Annotated in this window: 15 protein-coding genes; 10 read left to right on the forward strand and 5 right to left on the reverse strand. The window is 58.3% G+C overall.

The window, feature by feature from the left end; all coding sequences use genetic code 11:
• Positions 1 to 11: 11 nt before the first annotated feature.
• From D1823_RS01925 to D1823_RS01945, 5 genes are all read left to right on the forward strand, one after another.
• Positions 12 to 1,583 carry a Re/Si-specific NAD(P)(+) transhydrogenase subunit alpha gene (locus tag D1823_RS01925; RefSeq protein ID WP_117868369.1) on the forward strand — a complete coding sequence of 524 codons (1,572 nt, stop codon included), beginning with the start codon at positions 12 to 14 and terminating at the stop codon, positions 1,581 to 1,583.
• 13 nt (positions 1,584 to 1,596) lie between these two features.
• On the forward strand, positions 1,597 to 3,048 hold the full coding sequence (locus D1823_RS01930; RefSeq protein ID WP_117868370.1) for an NAD(P)(+) transhydrogenase (Re/Si-specific) subunit beta: 1,452 nt from the start codon (positions 1,597 to 1,599) through the stop codon (positions 3,046 to 3,048).
• A 162-nt stretch (positions 3,049 to 3,210) separates the two neighbouring features.
• The gene (locus tag D1823_RS01935) at positions 3,211 to 3,567 is read left to right on the forward strand and encodes a VOC family protein (protein WP_117868371.1); all 357 of its coding nucleotides are present in this window, start codon (positions 3,211 to 3,213) and stop codon (positions 3,565 to 3,567) included.
• Positions 3,568 to 3,674: 107 nt separating this feature from the next.
• Positions 3,675 to 4,952, forward strand: coding sequence for a DUF3422 family protein (locus D1823_RS01940; protein ID WP_117868372.1), 1,278 nt, complete (start codon positions 3,675 to 3,677; stop codon positions 4,950 to 4,952).
• A gap of 68 nt (positions 4,953 to 5,020) precedes the next feature.
• Positions 5,021 to 6,157 (forward strand): MFS transporter, encoded by a 1,137-nt coding sequence (locus tag D1823_RS01945; RefSeq protein WP_117868373.1) that lies wholly within the window; start codon positions 5,021 to 5,023, stop codon positions 6,155 to 6,157.
• 7 nt (positions 6,158 to 6,164) lie between these two features.
• On the opposite strand, the gene D1823_RS01950 is transcribed toward D1823_RS01945, so the two are convergent.
• From D1823_RS01950 to D1823_RS01960, 3 genes are all read right to left on the reverse strand, one after another.
• A complete protein-coding gene (locus tag D1823_RS01950) occupies positions 6,165 to 7,145 on the reverse strand; it encodes an ABC transporter permease (RefSeq protein WP_117868374.1) in 981 nt (326 codons plus the stop codon).
• On the reverse strand, positions 7,138 to 8,145 hold the full coding sequence (locus D1823_RS01955) for an ABC transporter permease (protein WP_117868375.1): 1,008 nt from the start codon (positions 8,143 to 8,145) through the stop codon (positions 7,138 to 7,140). The genes D1823_RS01950 and D1823_RS01955 overlap by 8 nt, the downstream gene beginning before the upstream one ends.
• A gap of 94 nt (positions 8,146 to 8,239) precedes the next feature.
• Positions 8,240 to 9,946 carry a peptide ABC transporter substrate-binding protein gene (locus D1823_RS01960; protein ID WP_117868376.1) on the reverse strand — a complete coding sequence of 569 codons (1,707 nt, stop codon included), beginning with the start codon at positions 9,944 to 9,946 and terminating at the stop codon, positions 8,240 to 8,242.
• 285 nt (positions 9,947 to 10,231) lie between these two features.
• Here D1823_RS01960 and D1823_RS01965 point away from each other — a divergent pair, with 285 nt between their 5' ends.
• From D1823_RS01965 to D1823_RS01985, 5 genes are read left to right on the forward strand one after another with little or no spacing between them, the layout of a single operon-like run.
• The gene (locus D1823_RS01965) at positions 10,232 to 12,052 is read left to right on the forward strand and encodes an ABC transporter ATP-binding protein (RefSeq protein WP_117868377.1); all 1,821 of its coding nucleotides are present in this window, start codon (positions 10,232 to 10,234) and stop codon (positions 12,050 to 12,052) included.
• Between the two features lie 5 nt (positions 12,053 to 12,057).
• Positions 12,058 to 13,227: an acetylornithine deacetylase gene (gene argE, locus D1823_RS01970; RefSeq protein WP_117868378.1), complete on the forward strand. Its 1,170-nt coding sequence runs from the start codon at positions 12,058 to 12,060 to the stop codon at positions 13,225 to 13,227.
• A gap of 40 nt (positions 13,228 to 13,267) precedes the next feature.
• Positions 13,268 to 14,434, forward strand: a complete 1,167-nt coding sequence (locus tag D1823_RS01975) for a M20 aminoacylase family protein (protein ID WP_117868379.1) — start codon at positions 13,268 to 13,270, stop codon at positions 14,432 to 14,434.
• Positions 14,435 to 14,449: 15 nt separating this feature from the next.
• Positions 14,450 to 15,613, forward strand: coding sequence for a M20 aminoacylase family protein (locus tag D1823_RS01980; protein WP_117868380.1), 1,164 nt, complete (start codon positions 14,450 to 14,452; stop codon positions 15,611 to 15,613).
• A gap of 17 nt (positions 15,614 to 15,630) precedes the next feature.
• Entirely contained in the window at positions 15,631 to 16,794 is a 1,164-nt protein-coding gene (locus D1823_RS01985) for a M20 aminoacylase family protein (RefSeq protein WP_117868381.1), read from the forward strand.
• A 71-nt stretch (positions 16,795 to 16,865) separates the two neighbouring features.
• On the opposite strand, the gene D1823_RS01990 is transcribed toward D1823_RS01985, so the two are convergent.
• Positions 16,866 to 18,164, reverse strand: coding sequence for a 3-deoxy-D-manno-octulosonic acid transferase (locus D1823_RS01990; RefSeq protein WP_117868382.1), 1,299 nt, complete (start codon positions 18,162 to 18,164; stop codon positions 16,866 to 16,868).
• Between the two features lies 1 nt (position 18,165).
• Positions 18,166 to 19,173 carry a GTP 3',8-cyclase MoaA gene (moaA, locus tag D1823_RS01995; protein WP_117872627.1) on the reverse strand — a complete coding sequence of 336 codons (1,008 nt, stop codon included), beginning with the start codon at positions 19,171 to 19,173 and terminating at the stop codon, positions 18,166 to 18,168.
• Positions 19,174 to 19,180: the final 7 nt, after the last annotated feature.

Below are 19,180 nucleotides of genomic sequence, written 5' to 3' on the forward strand. Positions count from 1 at the left end.
GGGGACTGCCAGTGAAGATAGGCACGCCAAAGGAAATACTGGACGGCGAGAACCGGGTCGCGATGACACCGGACTCGGCCGTGCAACTGCAAAAACTGGGCTATGAGTGCCTGATCGAAAAAGGAGCGGGTGTTGCCGCCGGTTTTTCGGACGCGGCGTATGAGGCTGCGGGCGTAGAGGTGGTCAAGACAGCAGCGTCGCTGTGGAAAACCGCAGATATCATCGCCAAGGTTCGGATCCCGACCGAGACCGAGCTGAAACGTCTGACCAAGGGCAAAACGCTGATTTCCTTCTTCAACCCTGCGGGCAACGAAGAGGGGATGGAACTGGCCAAATCCAAAGGCGCGAATGTCATCGCCATGGAGATGGTGCCGCGCATCTCCCGTGCGCAGAAGATGGATGCGCTGTCTTCGATGGCGAACATCGCGGGTTACCGCGCGGTTATCGAAGCTGGCAACAACTTTGGCCGCTTTTTTACCGGTCAGGTGACGGCAGCCGGCAAGGTGCCGCCTGCCAAGGTGCTGATCGTCGGTGCCGGTGTGGCCGGTCTGGCGGCCATCGGAACCTCGACCTCGCTGGGTGCGATTACCTATGCCTTTGACGTGCGCCCGGAAGTGGCCGAACAGGTCGAATCGATGGGGGCCGAGTTCGTCTATCTGGACTTTGAGGAAGACCAGCAGGACGGTGCGGCGACCGGTGGCTATGCCAGCGTTCAGTCCGAGGAATTCCGCAATGCGCAGCTGGCCAAGTTCCGCGAACTGGCCCCGGAAATAGACATTGTCATCACGACGGCCCTGATCCCCAACCGCCCGGCACCAAAGCTGTGGCTGGAAGATATGGTCAAGGCAATGAAGCCGGGCTCGGTCATTGTTGATCTTGCGGCTGAGCGTGGCGGAAACGTCGAAGGCACGGTGCCTGACGAAAAGGTCGTAACCCCCAATGGCGTGACCATCATCGGTTACACCGACTTCCCCAGCCGGATGGCGGCGCAGTCCTCCTCGCTGTATGCCACCAACATCCGTCACATGATGACGGACCTGACGCCTGAAAAGGACGGTCAGATCAACCACGACATGGAAGACGACGTGATCCGCGGCTCGACCGTGACCTATGAGGGTGAGATCACCTTCCCGCCACCACCACCCAAGGTGCAGGCGATCGCGGCGCAGAAGAAACCCGAGGTCAAGGAACTGACCCCGGAAGAGAAAAAGGCGCAGGAGGTTGCGGCGTTCAAGGCACAGACCAAGCAGCAGTTCACCCTGCTGGGGGTTGGCGGCGCGCTGATGCTGTTGGTGGGGCTGATCGCTCCGGCCAGCTTCATGCAGCACTTCATCGTCTTTGTGCTGGCCATTTTTGTAGGCTTCCAGGTGATCTGGGGCGTTGCGCACAGCCTGCACACTCCGTTGATGGCGATCACCAATGCGATCTCTTCGATCATCATAGTAGGGGCGCTAATGCAGATCGGGTCGGGGTCGTTCCTGGTCATCCTGCTGGCGGCGCTGTCGCTCTTTATGGCTGGGATCAACATTGTTGGTGGCTTCCTCGTAACCCGGCGCATGCTCGCCATGTTCCAGAAATCTTAAGGAGGTCGGGCATATGATTGGCTTCACTTCTGCCGCTTATGTTGTTGCGGCTGTCCTTTTCATCCTGTCGCTCGGCGGCCTTTCGAACCAGGAAAGCGCCAAGCGCGCGGTTTGGTACGGTATCGTCGGTATGGCGCTGGCGGTGTTTGCTACCCTGGTGGGTCCGGGTTCGGGTCTGTGGCTGCTGTCCATCCTGCTGATCATCGGCGGTGGCCTGATCGGTCAATATGTGGCGCAGCGCGTCCAGATGACCGAGATGCCGCAACTGGTGGCTGCGATGCACTCGCTGGTCGGTCTTGCGGCCGTGTTCGTTGGCTTCAACGCCCATTTCGAGATTGGCAACGTGGCGCAGGTCATGGCGATCGCTGACAGTGCAAGCCAGGCGGACCTGTCCGATCTGGGCGCTTTTGCCAAACTGATCGCCAAGAAAACCCCGGCTGAGCTGGCAATCCTGCATGTGGAACTGTTCCTGGGCATCTTTATCGGTGCGATCACCTTTACCGGTTCGGTCGTCGCCTATGGCAAGCTCGCAGGTAAAGTGACCTCGGCAGCGACCAAGCTGCCCGGAGGCCATGCGCTGAATGCGACGGCGGCAGGTCTCTCGCTGATCTGCCTGATCTGGTACACATCGACAGGGGGCCTGTTCCCGCTGTTCCTGATGACGCTGGCCGCGTTGTTCATCGGTTATCACCTGATCATGGGCATCGGTGGTGCTGACATGCCGGTGGTTGTGTCGATGCTGAACAGCTATTCCGGCTGGGCGGCTGCGGCGATTGGCTTCTCGCTGGGCAACGACCTGCTGATCGTGGTTGGTGCGCTCGTGGGCTCGTCAGGTGCGATCCTGTCCTACATCATGTGTAAAGCGATGAACCGTCATTTTGTCAGCGTGATCCTGGGCGGCTTTGGCGGTCCGCAAGGTGAGCAGATGGCTGTTGAGGGCGAGCAGATCGCAATCGAAGCCGACGGTGTGGCTGCGGCCTTGAACGATGCCGACAGCGTGGTGATCATCCCCGGTTACGGTATGGCCGTGGCACAGGCGCAGCAGTCGGTTTCCGAACTGGTGCGCAAGCTGCGGGCGCAAGGCAAGAACGTACGCTTTGCGATCCACCCTGTTGCGGGCCGCTTGCCGGGCCACATGAACGTATTGCTGGCCGAAGCGAAGGTGCCGTATGACATCGTTCTGGAAATGGATGAGATCAACGATGACTTTCCGGACACCGATGTGGCCATCGTCATCGGCTCAAACGACATCGTGAACCCTGCGGCGCAGGAAGACCCCAACAGCCCCATCGCCGGGATGCCGGTTCTGGAGTGTTGGAAGGCCAAGCAAGTGTTCGTGTCAAAGCGCGGTCAGGGCACCGGGTACTCGGGTATCGAAAACCCGCTGTTCTTCAAGGAGAACACCCGCATGTTCTATGGCGACGCAAAAGCCAGCTTGGACAAGCTGCTGCCCATGATCGACTGATCTTCAGGTTTGATCAGAGTGCAAAGGGCGCCTTAGGGCGCCCTTTTCTTCTTGAGTGTGCATGGGGGCGTTGCCCCCAAAACTCCCAGGATATTTCCAGCCAGATGAAGCAGGCGGAGTGTGGTAGTCTGGGGTGGAGCCGAGGATTGCGGGAGGTCGAAGATGGAGAAGGTGAACGGCATTGGCGGTGTGTTCTTTCGCGCCCGCGACCCAAAGGCGTTGAGCGCCTGGTATGAGAAGCACCTGGGTGTCGATTACTATGACCCCGTGCCCTGGAAGCAGCGTGAAGGCTATACGGTCTTTGCGCCATTCGCCGAGGACACCGAGTACTTCGGTCGGGCCGATCAGCAGTGGATGATCAATTTCCGTGTTGATGATCTGGCCGCGATGACGGCGCAGCTTGAGCAAGCTGGAATTACAGTGGAAGCCGATCCGGACTGGGACAGCGAGGTTGGAAAATTCGCCCGCATCCATGATCCCGAAGGCAACCCCATCGAGCTGTGGCAGCCAAATCAATGAGATAGCAGTGTTGTATACCATTGTATCCTTGTAAGTGTATGAAATAAAAAGAGAATTGATGTATCGTTTATGTGTCGTATAGTGCGCGAGACGAGGCGGAGCCCTGAATGACACCGATAGATGACCATCCCCTTCGCTATGCGCTGGCCAATGAACTGCATGCTCGACCGTTCCCGGTCGCGTCAATGCCCTGTACGGTGGTCTTTCTGGCGATCAAGAAACCAGAGGCTGCGGTCGCTCGTGATCGTTGTGAGGATTTGGCTCACTTGATCGACCTGCTGGACCGCCACGGCGCGCAGCATCCTCAACCTGATGCAACACATTACGCGGGTCAGATTGGTCGCCACTGGTTGAAGTGGGAGCAGCATACCGAATTCGTGACCTACACCGCGATCGCTCAGAACGTGAGTGATCGCGCCTTCAACCCGGCCGACTTTGAAGTCTTTCCGCCTGATTGGCTGATGGCCAGCCCGGGGCAAAGGGTAACGTCGGCGATGGTGCGCGTCGTTAAACGCGAAAGTGACGATGTGGTGAAGTCAAAACTGCTGGATTGGTTCGAGCCGGAAAGCCTGGCCGTGGCCAGAGTATTGGACGATGCCGCCATTTGCGCCAGTGACTTTCGTATCGATCCGGCAGGACATATGCGTTTTGCTTTATTCGTGGCCGAGGGCACCGGACGGCGCCGGACGGGGCGAATTATTCAGCGACTATGCGAAATCGAAACGTATAAGGCGATGTCGATGCTGGGTTTTGCGCGCGTCAAGCAGCTGATGCCGCGTATCGGGGAACTGGACGGGCAACTCACCCGGTTGATGGGGCAGATGACCGACAACTCGGCTCAGCCTGACGTGCTTTTGCAGGATTTGCTGTCAACGTCGATTGAACTCGAAACTTTGTCGGCCCGGTGCTCCTTCCGGTTCGGCGCCACGGGCGCTTATGAGGCTATCGTCAACCAGCGGATCGAAGTGTTGCGAGAACAGCGTTTCGAGGGTGGTCAGAATTTTGCCGATTTCATGATGCGTCGCTATGACCCCGCAATTCGCACCGTGAAATCTACGGAACGCCGCCTTCAGGCCTTGTCGGACCGGGCCATCCGTGCTGGTGAACTGCTGCGGACTAGGGTGGATGTTGAACGCAGCGCGCAAAACCAGGCGTTGCTGGAAAGCATGGACCGTCGCGCCGATCTGGCACTTCGTTTGCAGCACACGGTAGAGGGGCTTTCTGTCGTTGCCATCAGCTATTATGCGGTTTCGCTGGTCAGCTACCTTTTGTATCCGTTGACGGCCTCTGGCATCAGCAAAGGCATGCTGACAGCGGCGGTTACGATCCCTGTTGTCGCCGGGGTGTGGTACGCGGTCCGACGTATTCGCAAACGGCTCGGTTAAGCCGCAATTGCCAAGTTTCATCTGGCCTGTAGAAAGCGGGCACTTGGAACGCAGAGCGAGGGAGTCATATGATAAGCGTAGTTGCCGCATGGCGTGCTGTCGCCGCCATGTTCATTCTGAATGGTGCCCTGTTCGGGATCTGGGCGTCACGCATTCCCGCCGTGCGAGACAGGTTGGAACTGTCTCATGAGGCACTGGGATACGGTCTGTTGTTCATGGCGGCGGGGGCCGTCTGCTCGTTTCCGATAACCGGGCGACTGACGGATCGTTTCGGCGCTGTCGCAATCACCCGGATCATTGCGGTTCTGTACACAGTGTCGCTGATCTTGCTTGCCCTGGCTGATGGGTTCTGGGGGCTGGCGGTGTTCCTGTTTATCTTTGGCGCCTTCCACGGGTCCATGGATGTTGCGATGAATGCGTGGGCCGCTGAGGTTGAGCAGGCGTACGACAAACCTGTAATGTCCTCTTTCCACGCAATGTGGAGCCTTGGGGCCGGTCTTGGCGCACTCAGCGGATATGTTGCGGTTCAGATGGGGCTAACAGTTCTTGAGCATTTCCTCTTTGCTGGTGGTGTGGTTGTTGGTCTGGCACTTGCCTCATCAACGGTAAGCTGGACGTCGAGACGATCCGATGGCCCCCAAAGCTCGGTCTTTGCGTTGCCGTCCGGCACGTTGATACTGGTCGGCTTTGCGGCCCTGTGCGGTGCCTTGGGGGAAGGGGCCGTCGCGGATTGGAGCGCGATTTATCTGCGTGACATCACGGCGGCATCTGAAAGTGTCGCCGCCTTGGGCTATGCGGTGTTTTCAGTGACCATGGTGGCGTTTCGACTTGCAGGTGCCGTTGTTATCACGCGGTTCGGCCCGGTCGTTACGGCCCGTTTCGGCGGTATTTGCGCCGCGTTCGGGGTTTTCTCGGTGGTTTCTGCGGCGACGCCTTTGACTGCGTTGGCCGGGTTTGCCTTGATGGGAATAGGCTATGCCGTGATCATGCCGCTGGCATTCAGCCGGGCGGCCAGCGATCCGAATGTGCCGCCGGGGCAAGCCATCGCAAGCGTTGCGACTTTGGGGTATGGGGGGCTGTTGATCGGGCCGCCGTTGATCGGTCTTCTGGCGGAATTGTTCGGCCTGCGTTTGGCTTTTGCCGTACTGCTGCCATTGGCCGTTCTGATCGTTCTGTTGGCCGGCGCACTGAAGCGCGCCGGCTAGGTTTAGTTCAACGACCGCGGATGCGCGGATCCAGCGCGTCGCGCAGACCGTCACCCAGATAGTTGACGCTGAGAACGGTAAGCGAGATCGCCAGACCGGGCCAGAACACGCGCTCGGGGTATTGCTGCAGATAATCGACACCGTCAAACAGCAGGCGGCCCCATGTCGGGAAGTCAGGTGGGAAGCCCAAGCCCAGGAACGACAACGCGCTTTCGGTGATGATGGCCGTGGCAATCCCCAGCGTCGCCGATACCATGATCGGAGACAACACGTTCGGCAGGATATGCCGCGCGATGATCTGCGAATTGCTGGTACCGATGGACCGGGCAGCCAGAACAAATTCGCGCTCTTTGATGGCCAACACGTCACCGCGTACGATCCGTGCTGTAGGCATCCACGAAGTGATGCCGATGGCACAGACGATCAGGATGAAGATCCCCCGCTCCAGCCCGAACGCGGCCGACAGGGGTTCGCGGAAGAGCAGCATCATGACCAGCAGCAAAGGCAGCAGGGGCAGGGCCAGAAACAGATCGGTCAGGCGCATGAGCGGGCCATCCAGCCGTCTGAAGAACCCCGCCAGAACGCCGATGAACGATCCCAGAAACAGCGCCAGCAACATCGCTGTGATGCCCACGGATACCGAAGTTTGCCCCCCCGACATCATGCGGGCCAGAATATCCCGGCCCAGTTGGTCCGTGCCGAAAGGATGCCCCCAGCTGGGTCCCTGATTTCGGGCTCGGATATCGATCTGCGTCGGATCAATGCTCCAGAGATATGGCCCCAGATACACGCCCGCCACGATGAAGATGAACAGGATCGCCCCGATCATTGCGCCTTTGTGTGTCTTGAACTGATCCCACACATCGCGCCATTGGCTGCGGGGTGGGGTGGCAAGTTCTTCCATCACGTCAGCAGTCGGCAGTGCGGTCGAGGCAGGAGCAAGCCCTTCGTCCGGGACCAGCGTATCGGTACGATCATGATCAGTCATAGCGAATCCTCGGGTCCAGAATGCCATAGAGAACGTCCGCGATCAGGTTGAACAGGACGATCAACACGGCAAAGATGAAGGTCAGGGTTTGCACCATGGGCAGGTCGTTTGCCTGAATTGCCCCGATCAGCAACTGACCGATACCATTCACCTTGAACACCTGTTCGGTGATGATGGCGCCACCGAAGATAGCCGGGATACCCAGCGCAATAACCGTCACCACGGGGATCATCGAGTTCCGCAGCACATGGACCATGACCACCGTGTATTCGCTCAGGCCTTTGGCGCGGGCGGTTCGGACGTAATCCTGATTGAGATTGTCCAGCATCGAGGCGCGCATGAACCGGCTGAGCTGCGCCGTGATTTGCAGGGCCAGAACCATGACGGGCATGATCATCTGTTTTAGCTGCAGCATGAAGCTGTCCCAACTGTTGACCACAAGCGTGGTGTCATAGATCGACGGGAACCAGCCCAGTTGGACCGAGAAGATCACGATCACCAGCACACCCGAAAAGAAGGGCGGGACAGAAAAACCGACCATCGACACGAAAGTACCCATCTGGTCAAACCAGGAATACTGACGATAAGCCGAATAGATACCGATAGGCAGGGCGATCAGGATAGCGACCACGTATGCGGTGCCGACAACCCACAGGGTCTGGGGAATCCGCTGAACGACGATGTCCATGACAGGCGAACGGGTCTGCCAGGATATCACGCGCAGGTCGCCTTCGGAAAAGGTTGTACCGAACATCGAGTCGATCAGAACCTGCGGTTCGATCCAGAAGAACTGCACGATCCACTTCCAGAACCGGATATGCATCGGCTGGCCGAGGCCAAGCGCCTCGCGCATCTTTTCTTTGACTTCGGGGGGAACGGTGAGCGGAACCTGCGCCATCGGATCGCCGGGTGCGAGTTCGAGGAGCAGGAAGATGACGAGGCTGATGAACAGCAGTGTTGGAACCGCCAGCACCAGTCGTCTGATTGTAAAATTAAGCATTAAGAGGCGCCTTTATATGCGTCTTCTTGTTGGGGTGGTATGCAAATGACCGCGCCCCGATAACGATCGGGGCGCGGTTTTGCAAGGTCAGGGCTTAGGAACCGGTCTTGCGGTACCAGTCCGCAATGTTCCACAGCTCGCTGTCCCAAACGTTCAGGACAACGCCACCCAGGGTGTTTGCGTGCGCCGACAGACGACCACGGTGAACCAGCGGGATCATGCCACCGTTTTCAACCATGATGTCGTTCAGCTTTTTCGCGATCTCGGCACGTTGCTCAAGACCCGCAGTTTCAGCCAGCTGACCGTGCAGCTTGTCGAACTCTTCGTTGCAGAAGCGGCTGATGTTTTCACCCTGCCACTGGGTCTCGGGGCGAGGTGCCTTATCGCACAGGCCGTTGCCCAGATAGGACTGCGGGTCGGTGCCGTTGAAGGTGTTGGCGTACATCTCAACGTCAGCATAGAACTTCTGGAAGGTGTCAGGCGAGCCCGGGTCACCACCGAAGAAGACCGACGCGTTGATGTTGCGCAGTTCGGATTCGATACCGATCTGGCTCCACCACTCCTTGATCAGCGCCTGGAAGTCCTGACGGACAGCGTTGGTCGAGGTCTGGTAGACGATTTTCAAAGGAACACCGTCTTTTTCGCGAACGCCGTCGCCATCGGTATCCACGATACCCGCATCATCCAACAGCTTTTTCGCGCCTTCGATATCCTGCGTGTCGCAGGTCATCGAGGTCGAGTTGAACGCGGCAGGCGCCGGAACCCAGTTGCAGGTCACTTTACCAGCCTGACCATAGCCGATCTCCACCAGCAGCGGACGGTCGATGGCCATGGACATGGCTTTGTAAACGGCCGGATCCTTCAGGAACGGGTGCGGGTGCTTTGCGGTCGAACGCTCGCCTTCCGGCAGGTCGGGCGACGGGTTGGTCTGGTTCATCATGATACGCTCGACCAGCGGGCCGAAGCCTGCAACCGGCGTACCTTTGCCACCTTCCTGCATCTGTGCGATCACTTCAGGCGCCAACTGAAGGTTCCAGGCATAGTCAAATTCACCGGTTTCCATGACGGCACGACCAGCAGCAGTTGCGTCACCACCGCCCTTGAAGGTCACAGTCGCAAAGGCCGGTTTGGCCGGGTCACGATAATTGTCATTTGCCTTGAATGTAATCACGTCGTTCGGTTTGAACTCGGTGACGACAAATGGGCCGGTTCCGATGGGGTTGAAGTTCTGGTCGGTGCATTCAGGCGCTTTCGCACCAAGGCAATCGGCGAACTGTGCGGCCTGAATGATCGGGCTTTCGCCGCCGACAAACGGGCCATAGGGGAACGGTGTTGGCTTGTCGAAGGTAACTTTAACGGTCAGGTCATCAACAGCTTCGACCGAGGTGACGCCTTCGAACTTTGTCACCTGCGCGCAGCCACCTTCCGGGTGCATACAGTAATCGGCGGTGAACTTCACGTCAGCGGCGGTGAACGCAGAGCCGTCCGACCATTTGATTCCCGGCGTGATTTTCCATGTGATCGACGTCAGATCTTCGCTGACACCGCCATTTTCCACGGTCGGAATCTCGGATGCCAGATACGGCACCATGTTGCCGTCCTGATCGTAGCGGGCCAGAGGCTCGATCACCAGCGAAGCTGATTCCACGTCTTTCGTGCCGCCAGACAGGAACGGGTTCAGGATCGACGGAGCCTGCCAATAGATGATGCTGACATTGCCGTCCGAACCGCGCTCGGCAAAGGCCGCGGGGGCCATTGCCGTGCTTGCGATCGCACCAAGCAAAAGGGTTTTGATTTTCATAAGTCACTCCCGAATTGGACACGTTCGTGTCTCGATTATCTCCGCAAGGCCTGCGGGTTTGGCGTTGCCGTCTTGGGTTAAGGCTTTGACTAGCAAAGATAATAGCGCTAACGGTTTCCGTTGGCACTGCCGCCCCAAGCCGGTTACGTTGGGTATCGAAACAGAACTTGAGAAAAATGCAAGTGGTGCCGTCGCGAAAATGTGTAATGGGTTTGACTTTTCCCAGTGGCCCGCCGTAGCGTTCGGCATTCAGAACAAGAATAACGTCGTCAAGGGAGCGCGCACGTGCTGGATCAGCCTATTGCTCAAATCAGAAAACTACGGGTGGAGTTTCAGACGAAGGACGGTCCTGTTGTCGGCGTTGAGGACGTTTCGTTCGAGGTCAAACCAGGCGAAACCGTTTGTATCGTTGGCGAATCGGGCTCGGGAAAGTCGGTTTCGTCATTGTCTTTGATGCGGCTGGTCGAGTTCGGTGGCGGCAAAATCGCGGGCGGAGAGCTGCTGTTTGATCGTCGCGATGGCGAAGAAGTGGACCTGGCCAAGGTCGATCAGGATCTGATGAAACAGATTCGCGGCAATGAAATCGGGATGATCTTTCAGGAGCCGATGACCGCCCTGAACCCCGTTTTCACCGTTGGTCGCCAGTTGACCGAAGGACTGCGTATCCACAAGGAAATGTCGAAGTCACAGGCAGAAGCGCGGGCGCTTGAATTGTTGCGCCAGGTTCGCATACCTGAGCCTGAGCGCCGCCTGAAACAGTATCCGCACGAGCTGTCGGGCGGGATGCGTCAACGCGTTGTCATTGCGATGGCTATGGCCTGTGAGCCGCGCCTGCTGATCGCCGACGAACCCACCACAGCGCTTGACGTGACCATTCAGGCCGAAATTCTCGCGCTGATGGACCGTCTCAAGCGGGAAACCGGCACGGCTGTGATGTTCATCACCCACGATATGGCTGTGGTTGCCCAGATGGCCGACCGTGTCGTCGTCATGTACCGCGGCAACAAGGTCGAAGAAGGCACCGTCAAAGAAATCTTTGAAAACCCGCAGCACGACTATACTAAAGCCTTGCTGGCCGCGGTGCCGAAACTGGGCGAGATGCAAGGTAAATTTGCGCCCGAGCCGATGAAACTGCTGGGGGTCGAAGGGCAGAATATTGCACCGATCCCGGGCACAGACGAGGTTCTTCTGACCGTCAAGAACCTGACGACCCGGTTCCCGGTCAAAGGCGGGCTTTTGCGGCGCACGATCTCGAACGTTCATGCGGTCGAGGATGTCTCGTTCACACTGAACAAAGGTCAAACGCTCAGTCTTGTCGGCGAATCCGGGTGCGGCAAGTCTTCGGCGGGGCGCTCGATCCTGCGACTGGTCGAGCCTCTGGCGGGCGAGATTGATATGGACGGTGTTGATATCATGAAGCTTGATCCGTCTGGCTTGCGCAAGGCGCGGCTGGACATGCAGATGATCTTTCAGGATCCGTTCGCCTCGCTGAACCCGCAGATGCAGCTGGTCGATCAGGTGGCCGAGCCGATGCGCAACTATGGCGTGGCATCGGGATCGGAACTGCAGGACCGCGTGGCGCAACTGTTCGACAAGGTGCAACTGCCGCGCAGCTTCATGCGTCGGTTCCCGCATGAAATGTCGGGCGGTCAGCGGCAGCGGATTGCCATCGCGCGGGCTCTGGCCCTGAACCCCAAGCTTATCATCGCGGATGAGGCGGTTTCGGCCCTCGACGTGTCGGTGCAGGCGCAGGTTTTGAACCTGATGATGGAATTGCAGTCCGAACTGGGCTTGTCTTATCTGTTCATCAGTCACGATATGGCCGTGGTTGAAAGGGTTAGCCATTATGTCGGGGTCATGTATCTGGGTCGAATTGTCGAACTTGGGCCCCGGGCGCGGGTATTCGAGAACCCGCAGCATCCCTATACACAGGCGCTGATGAAGGCGGTTCCGATTGCGGACCCGAACAAGCGGAAATCGGAAAAGGATCTGAATTTCAAACCGATCCCATCTCCGATTCATCCCACTGACTACACGCCGGAACCTTCGCAATATCGAGAGGTTGAGGCCGGGCACTTCATTCTGACCACCGACAGCGGGTATTGACCCCAATGGCGAAACGCTTGACGCCGCTTGAGATCATGACAAAGCTGATCTCATTTCCGACCGTAAGCCGTGACACCAATCTGCCGCTGGTGGATTGGGTTGAGGAATATCTGCAAGGTCATGGAATCGCACCCCATCGGTGGCCGGACCCGGATCAACCGCACAAGGCTGCAATTTTTGCGCATGTGGGTCCGATGGAAGAGGGTGCGCTGGTTCTGTCCGGGCATACGGATGTCGTGCCGATCGAAGGGCAGCCTTGGGATTCCGATCCGTTCACGGTGACCGAGAAGGACGGCAAGTATTTCGGTCGCGGCACCTGCGACATGAAGGGTTTTGACGCTCTGGCGATCTGGGCTCTGGTCGAGGCGCATTACGCTGAAATAAAGCGGCCGCTGCAACTTGCGCTCAGCTTTGACGAAGAGGTCGGATGCACCGGTGCGCCGCCCATGATTGAGGCAATGCAACAGGTCTTGCCCAAGGGATCAGCAGTGATCGTGGGTGAGCCGTCAATGATGCAGGCTGTGACGGGGCACAAGGGCGGGTTCGGCTTTGATACTCACATCGTGGGGTTCGAAGTGCACAGTTCGATCATGCATACCGGCGTGAATGCGATCATGGCGGCGGCACCTCTGATCGACTGGGCAAATCACAGAAATGCCGAAAGCATGGCCGCTGAGCCGAGCGAAATCGCGGTCGTATTTGACCCGCCGTGGACAACCTGTCATGTCGGAATGATAGAAGGCGGGACAGCCCACAACATCACTGCCAAAGACTGTCGGTTCATGATGGATTTCCGCACAGTGCCGGATGAGTCAAAGGCGCAATGGCAGGACGCGTATTTTCAGCAGGTCCGCGCGGCCGAGGCACGGATGCAGGCTGTCCACCCTGAAACACGCATCGAACTGAAGGAACATTTTTCAATTCCGGGACTGGTGCCTGAACGGGACGGAGAAGCGGAAGCTTTAGTGCGTACGCTGACCGGGGATAACGCAAGCCACGTTGTCAGCTACGGGACAGAGGCGGGGCAGTTTCAGGAGGCCGGGTATTCAGCCGTGATTTGCGGTCCTGGTGATATTGCGCAGGCTCATCAGCCGAACGAGTTCATATCGATCGCGCAGTTCGATGCGGGGCACAAGTTTATGCAACGACTGGTTGAAAAGCTCGGCGCGGCGTAAGATTCAACATAGCATCAATTGTTCAGAGGAAGGTCTTGAGATGCCTGTCAAAAACAGACTTGCAGAAATGCACGGCGATATTGCCGCGTGGCGCCGCCACCTGCATGCGCATCCTGAATTGATGTATGACGTGCACGAAACCGCTGCTTTTGTCGTCGAGCGCCTCAAGGAGTTTGGTGTTGATGAGATCACTCCGGGAATTGGCAAGACCGGTGTCGTGGCCGTTATCCGCGGGCGGCAGGACACGACCGGGCGCGTAATCGGACTGCGCGCAGATATGGACGCACTGCCGATCGAAGAGGCGACTGGGCTGGACTATGCTTCTACCGTTTCGGGCAAGATGCACGCCTGCGGGCATGACGGGCATACCTCGATGCTGCTTGGGGCCGCCCAGTACCTGGCTGAAACCCGAAACTTCGATGGCACTGTTGTTCTGATTTTTCAGCCCGCAGAAGAAGGCGGTGCAGGCGGTCTGGCCATGTGTCGGGACGGCCTGATGGAACGCTGGGGCATTGATGAGGTCTATGGCATGCACAATATGCCGGGGTTGCCAGTGGGCGAGTTCGCGATCCGACCCGGCGCATTGTTGGCCTCATCTGATGAGTTCGAAATCACGATCACCGGCAAGGGCGGACACGCCGCCGCACCGCATGACGCGGTAGACACGACTTTGGTGGCCTCGCATATTGTCGTGTCGTTGCAATCGGTTGTGGCGCGCACCGTCGATCCGATCAAACGCGTCGTCCTGACCGTGGGCACGTTCGAAACGGACAGCGTCGCGTCGAACGTGATCGCGCACACCGTCCGTTTGCAGGGGACCGTCCGGACACTCGACCCAGAATACCGCACGATAGCAGAAGAGCGCGTGCGCAGGATCGCCGAGGATACGGCCTCGGCCTTTGGAGCGAAGGCGGAAGTTGTCTGGACGCCGGGGTATCCTGTGACGGTAAATTCCGAGACAGAGACAACATACGCTGCCGAGGCAGCCGAGGCCGTCGCGGGCAAGGTCAATGACAACACTGATCCGATCATGCCCTCGGAAGATTTCGCCTACATGCTTGAAGAACGGCCCGGAGCCTACATCTTTATCGGGAACGGGGACACGGCCATGTGCCATCACCCGGAATACAACTTTGACGACGACGCGATTCCCGCCGGCTGTAGCTGGTTTGCCGAGATCGTGGAACGACGATTGCGCGTCGCTTAAATCAGGGAGAATGCCATGCCGATCAAAAACCGCCTCGCAGAGATGCACGAAGAGATCACAGGTTGGCGGCGTGACATTCACCAACATCCGGAAATCCTGTACGACACGCACCGCACCAGTGCACTGGTGGCCGACAAACTGAAGGAATTCGGCTGTGACGAGGTCGTAACCGGCATCGGGCGTACCGGCGTGGTCGGGGTTATTCGCGGCAAAAGCGACACGCAGGGCCGCGTGATTGGTTTGCGGGCCGATATGGATGCCCTGCCGATGCAGGAACAGACCGGGCTGGACTATGCCTCGAAAACACCAAATGCGATGCATGCCTGCGGGCATGACGGGCATACTGCCATGGTCTTGGGAGCGGCTAAGTACCTGTCTGAGACGCGCAATTTCGATGGCACCGCAATCGTGATCTTTCAGCCCGCCGAAGAGGGCGGGAATGGCGCAGAGGCCATGTGCAAGGACGGTCTGATGGACCGGTTTGGCATTCAGGAAGTTTACGCGATGCACAATGTGCCGGGCGTGGCGACCGGGCAATTCGCAATCCGCTCAGGCCCGTTGCTGGCGGCGGCGGACGAGATTGACATCCATCTTGAAGGGCGCGGAGGCCACGCGGCAAAACCCCATGAGACGGTCGATACAACCGTGATGCTGTCGCAACTGATTGTCGCGTTGCAGACGATCGTGTCGCGCAATGCGGACCCGATCCTGCAAACCGTGTTGTCCGTGACCTCGGTCGAGACGTCCTCGAAAGCGTTCAACGTGATCCCGCAATCGGCGCAGATACGCGGTACCGTGCGGACCCATTCCAACGAGATGCGTGATCTGATCGAACAGCGCCTCAAAGAGGTCGCCGAAGGGATTGCAGGAACATTCGGTGGTTCCGTGAACGTCAACTACACGCGTGGCGTGCCGGTGACGATCAACGCCGAAACTCAAACGGGATATGCGGCAGAAGCCGCGGTCTCGGTCGGGGGCAGCTGCATCGAGGCACCGATGGTGATGGGGGGTGAGGATTTCTCGTTCATGCTGGAGGAACGGCCCGGAGCCTTTATCGTTCTGGGCAACGGTGACAGCGCCGGGTTGCACCACCCCGAATACAACTTCAACGACGAGATCATCCCGATCGGATGTTCGTGGTTTGCAGAAATGGTCGAGCGCCGGATGCCGGCGGCTTGAATTAGGAGAGAGAAGATATGCCAGTCAAAAACCGCTTTGCCGAATTGCAGGATGAAATCACCGCGTGGCGACGGGATCTGCACGAAAACCCGGAAATCCTGTTTGAGACCCATCGCACCAGCGCAGTGGTGGCCGAGAAGCTGAAAGAGTTCGGCTGCGACGAGGTCGTCACTGGAATCGGACGTACCGGCGTTGTGGGTGTGATCAAAGGCAAGTCGGACAGTGCGGGCAAGGTGATCGGTCTGCGGGCAGATATGGATGCGCTGCCGATTCATGAGGCGACAGGGTTGGACTATGCCTCGAAAACGCCGGGCGCGATGCATGCGTGTGGCCATGATGGCCATACGGCGATGCTGTTGGGTGCTGCGAAATACCTGTCCGAAACCCGCAACTTCGATGGCACGGTTGTTGTGATCTTCCAGCCTGCCGAAGAAGGCGGCGGCGGTGGTCGCGAAATGTGCGAAGATGGCATGATGGACCGCTGGAATATTCAGGAGGTCTACGGGATGCATAATTGGCCCGGACAACCTGTAGGTAAGTTCGCAATCCGTCCCGGTTCCTTCTTTGCCGCAACCGATCAGTTTGACATCACTTTTGAAGGGCGAGGTGGTCATGCTGCCAAGCCGCATGAAACAGTAGACACCACGGTACTGGCTGCGCAGGCGGTTTTGGCGCTTCAGACCATTTCCTCGCGCAATGCCGATCCGATCGATCAGGTCGTGGTGTCGGTGACGTCGTTCGAGACCTCGTCGAAAGCGTTCAATGTGATCCCGCAGACTGTTCAGATCAAAGGCACCGTGCGCACCATGAGCAAGGATACGCGGGATCTGGCCGAAAAGCGGATCAATGAGATCTGCAATGGAATCGCGGCCACGTTCGGAGGCACCGCAAACGTGACCTACATCCGCGGGTACCCGGTGATGGTGAACAGTGAAGAACAGACAGAGTTCGCCGCAGCTGTTGCCCGGTCGGTATCCGGCGATTGTGACGATGCGCCTTTGGTCATGGGAGGCGAGGACTTTGCCTTCATGCTGGAGGAACGTCCCGGGGCCTATATTTTAATGGGTAACGGCGATACGGCCATGGTTCACCACCCGGAGTACAACTTCAACGATGAGGCGATTCCCGCCGGGTGCAGCTGGTGGGCAGAGATCGTTGAGCAGCGTATGCCGGCGGCCTGATCGGACGAGTGGGGGCTCTGCCCCCACACCCCCGGGATACTTTTGGCCAGATGAAGAGGGATCCCGCCCGGTCACGTCAGGTCGAGCGAACAGGATAGCGTGTCAACAACAGAGTCCAGCGCTTTGCTTTGGGTCTTGACGCAGGTTTGGGCGGCGCTGCGGGCCTTTTTCAGGGCCTGACCGTCTGAAAGCCAATGCTCGACCGCCGCGGAGAGATCCTTTTCGGTTCGAACCTCCATGGCGCCACCGGTTTTGATCAACGGCGCGAAAGTTTCTGCAAAATTGAAGTATCCGGGGCCGGTAATCACGGCGGCTCCGGCCTGTGCCGGTTCGAATGGGTTGTGACCGCCGATGTCTTTCAGGGAGCCACCCAGGAACACGATGGGACAAAGCGCGTACCATGTGCCGGTCTCACCCAGTGTATCCGCGACATATACCTGGGTCTCGGCTTTGATCGGGGAATTTTCGGATCGGAACGCGGCGTTGAGATCGGAGGCTTCCAGTAGTTTGGCGATATCGCCGCGGCGCTCTGGGTGGCGCGGGATCAGCAGCAGCAGCAGATCGGGCCAGCGTTCCAGAAGTGATTTATGCGCGGCCAGAACGCTTTCCTCTTCGCCTGCGTGGGTCGAGCTGGCGATCCACACCGGTCTGCCAGAGACTTTAGAACGTATGTCATCCAGCGTGTTGTGGTCCACGGGAAGGGGATCGGACATGGCTTTGAGATTGGTGCCGGGCCGGACGCGATCGGCAGGGGCACCCATCGACGTCAGGTTGGCTGCGGTTTTGTCGTTCTGCGTCAGGAACAGGTTAAATTTGTTCAAGACGAACCGCGCTGTTTCGGGGCGCTTTTTCCAGCCAGCGACGGACTTGTCCGACAGTCGTGCATTCAGAAGGGCGAGCGGAATGCCGCGTTTGGCACTTTCAACAATCAACCGTGGCCAGATTTCACTTTCGACGAAAACCCCGCCCTCTGGTTGCCAATGGCTCAGAAAGCGCCGGACGGGACCTGCCGTGTCAAGCGGCGGGTATTGATGCCGTGTGCGGGGCGGCAGGCGTTTTTCGATAAGAGCCGCTGAGGTCGGGGTGCCGGAGGTGATTAGAAATTCGGTTTCGGGCAGGCGGTCAGCCAGCCGTCTGATCAGGCTGAGGACCGAAAGGCTTTCGCCAACGCTGGCGGCGTGGAACCAGATCAAACGCCCATTTGGCCTAGGCAGGCTGGCATGTCCAAGTCGTTCTTGTTGCCGCTCAACAGGTACGTTTGCTGCCCGCAACTTATTCCGAACAATTCGCCATATCAGAGGTGCTGCAAGAGACGTGAGGGTGCAGTACACATGATACAACGCCGTGGGGCGGCCGTTGTGATCCGGCATATCAGCCGCCTGTGTGACTCATGTGACGGCTCATCCTGCCATCGACGGCTTGGCGCGAATAGTCGAAGTCATGCCCCTTGGGCTTGAGATTGATGGCAGATCGGATCGCGTCTTCAAGTGGCTGTTCGGTATCAGGGTGATCGCGCAGGGCTCCGCGCAGGTCAGACATATCCTCCTGACCCAGGCACATGTAAAGTTCGCCCGTGCAGGTCAGGCGAACCCTGTTGCAGCTTTCACAGAAATTGTGCGACAGCGGCGTGATAAAGCCGATTTTCTGGCCGGTTTCCTCGAGCCGCACGTAACGGGCCGGGCCACCGGTGCGTTCGGCCAGATCGGTGACCGAATAGTGGTTTTCGTATTCTTTCCGCACGTCTTTGAGCGACCAGTACTGATCCAGGCGGTCTTCGTTGCCGATATCGCCCATAGGCATGACTTCGATCCAGGTCAGATCCATGTCCCGCTCGGCACACCAGTCCGTGATTTTCGGAAGTTCGGGTTCATTGAACCCTTTCAGCGCGACCGCGTTGATCTTGATCCGCAGGCCAGCCTTTTGCGCGGCGTCAATTCCGTCCAATACCTGTTTCAGGCGACCCCAGCGCGTGACCTTGGCAAACTTGTCATCGTCCAATGTATCCAGAGAGACATTCACCCGCCGTACGCCAGCGGCATACAGGTCTTCGGCGAAGCGGTGCAGTTGCGATCCATTTGTTGTCAGCGTCAGTTCTTTCAATGCACCGCTGTCCAGGTGGCGTGTCATCGAGTTGAAGAACGTCATGATATTCCGACGCACCAACGGCTCACCACCCGTGATGCGCAGCTTTTCGACACCCATCCTGACGAAGGTCGAGCACATCCGGTCCAGTTCTTCCAGTGTCAGCAGGTCTTTCTTGGGCAGAAAGGTCATGTTTTCGGACATGCAATACACGCAGCGGAAGTCGCAGCGGTCCGTGACGGAGACGCGGAGATACGTAATGGCGCGGGCAAACGGGTCGATGAGCGGAGCTGTCATGGTGTAA

It is taken from the genome of Ruegeria sp. AD91A, assembly GCF_003443535.1.
Taxonomy (GTDB): domain Bacteria; phylum Pseudomonadota; class Alphaproteobacteria; order Rhodobacterales; family Rhodobacteraceae; genus Ruegeria.